Genomic DNA, 2,127 nt, shown 5'->3' with positions numbered 1-2,127 from the left:
GCCGAGCGCCCGGCGCAAGGCGGCGCACCGCGCGGTGGCCGTCGAGCTCGACCGGATCGAGGGGGAGATCCTCAAGCGGCTGGGTGTGTGATCACGTCCCACCCGCGGCTCTTGCCCGGGCGAATACGCTGCTAAGTCGTGAGGGCACGCGGGGTGATGCCGCCGCATCGGGCGGTGCGCGGCTGGCTGCTCGCCCTTGCCTCGATGGCCCTCGCGGTCGCCGCGCACGGGGCCGCCGGCGGTGGGACGCCCGAGTTCGGCACGGTCCTGCCGCTCACCGCGCTGCTGGCCTGGGTCGGCGCGGTGGTCATGCACCGGCCGCGCGGTGTCGTGCCGCTGACCGTGCTGCTCGGCGCGATCCAGCTCGCCTTGCACCTGCTGCTGACCCGGGTGGCCGGCGCGCATGCCCACGGCGCCGGGCCGGCCGCGGTCGACGGCTGGGCCATGCTCGCCGCGCACGCGGCCGCCACCGTGCTCACCGCGGCCCTGCTGGTCAAGGCGTCCGCGGCCCTCACCCTGGTCTCCGCCGCGCTCGACTGGCTGCGCGGCCAGCTGGCCGTGCTGCGCTCCGCGCCGGTCCCCGCGCCCGCGGCGATCGTCCCGACGTCGGCGGTGCCGGACCGGCCGGGCCCGCTGCTGGAGATCCTCCTCCGCCGCGTCCGGGCCCGGCGCGGTCCGCCCGCCAGCTCCTGAGATCCCCCTCCCCCCACCAACCGGCGAAGCGCCACCCGCTCGCCGGTCCCCACTCATCCTCAGGAGCCAAATCCCTATGTCGACAAATAGATCTCGACGCCGGTTTGCCCAGGCCGCAGCCGTGCTCACCGCGGCCGGCGCGGCCGTGCTGCTCGGCGCCGGCCCCGCCGCCGCGCACGTGACCGCCAAGGTCATCGGCGAGCCCGCCCAGCAGGGCGGCTTCACCAAGATCACTTTCCGGGTGCCGAACGAGGACGACACCGCCGGCACGGTCAAGTTGGAGATCAGGTTCTCGCCCGACACGCCGATCGCCTCGCTGCGCACGAAGCCGATGCCGGGCTGGACGGCCCAGATCACCAAGGCCAGGCTGGCCAAGCCGATCACCGTGCACGGCGCCGAGATCGCCGAGGCGGTCAGCGCCGTCACCTGGACCGCGGCCGCCGGCACCCGGATCGGTCCCGGCGAGTTCGCCGAGTTCGAGGTCTCCGGCGGGCCCCTGCCGGACAACACCGACCGGCTCGTCGTGCCGGCGGCCCAGACCTACGACAATGGCAAGGTGGTGAACTGGAACGAGCCGCCGCCGGCCGCGGGCGCCCCCGAGCCGGAGCACCCGGCCCCGGTGATCGCGCTCGAGGCCGCCGGGAACGGCGACGCCGCCCAGGCCGCCGACAACGGCACCGGCACCTCGCCCGACGCCACGGCCGGCGGCGCAACCGCCGCACCGTCCACATCGGACAACACGGCCCGCTGGCTCGGCGGCGCCGGGCTCGTGGTCGGCGCGCTCGGCCTCGGTGTCGGAGTCGGCGCCACGCTCCGGGCCCGCCGCGCCATCGCCTCGGCCAAGGCCGGCGAAGAATCATGAGTGGCATAGGAAGCGCCCCGGCGGCAATCAAGGTGACCACCGAGCGCGCCTCCGGCGAAGCCACGCGTTCGCGGTGGCGGGGCATCGATCGTCGCCAGCGCAAGATCGGCGTCTCACCGGCCCCGCCGACGCGAATGCGTAGCGCGCAAAGTCGCATGAGGACGCTCGCCCTGGCCGCGGCGGTGGCCGGGCTCATGCTCGGCTTCACCCCGATGGCATCCGCGCACAACTCGTTGATCGGCAGCGACCCCGCGAACGGGGCGCGGCTGGAGTCCGGCCCGCAGCGGATCGAGCTGCGGTTCGACCAGCCCGTCCAGGCCGGCGAGGGGCTCAACTCGGTCGCGGTGGTCGGTCCGAGCAACGATCACTGGGAGGCCGGCTCGGTGCGGGTGGCCAGCAACGTGGTCACCGCGCAGGTCCGCTCGCTCGGCCCGGCCGGCGTCTACAAGATCGGCTACCGGGTCCTGTCCGCGGACGGGCACCCGGTCAGCGGCGAGCTGACGTTCACGTTGACCAAGGCGGGCAACGGAACCCCGGCGCCGGCCGGACAGCAGCCCGGTCAGGCCGGCGCC

General features: G+C 75.0%; 4 protein-coding genes. All 4 read left to right on the top strand.

The window, feature by feature from the left end; translation table 11 throughout:
• Nucleotides 1-91 (top strand): DUF6474 family protein (locus VGX25_RS22860; RefSeq protein WP_326919922.1); only part of this gene is annotated, 91 nt, incomplete at its 5' end.
• A gap of 47 nt (nucleotides 92-138) precedes the next feature.
• Complete coding sequence (locus VGX25_RS22855; RefSeq protein ID WP_326919921.1) at nucleotides 139-693, top strand: hypothetical protein; 555 nt, start codon at nucleotides 139-141, stop codon at nucleotides 691-693.
• 76 nt (nucleotides 694-769) lie between these two features.
• Entirely contained in the window at nucleotides 770-1,555 is a 786-nt protein-coding gene (locus VGX25_RS22850) for a YcnI family protein (protein WP_414635921.1), read from the top strand.
• Nucleotides 1,556-1,710: 155 nt separating this feature from the next.
• Nucleotides 1,711-2,127 (top strand): copper resistance CopC family protein (locus VGX25_RS22845; RefSeq protein ID WP_326919919.1); only part of this gene is annotated, 417 nt, incomplete at its 3' end.

The sequence above is a fragment of the Actinophytocola sp. genome, assembly GCF_035942955.1.
Taxonomy (GTDB): domain Bacteria; phylum Actinomycetota; class Actinomycetes; order Mycobacteriales; family Pseudonocardiaceae; genus DASYTH01.
This window is presented reverse-complemented; position numbering and strand designations above follow the sequence as displayed.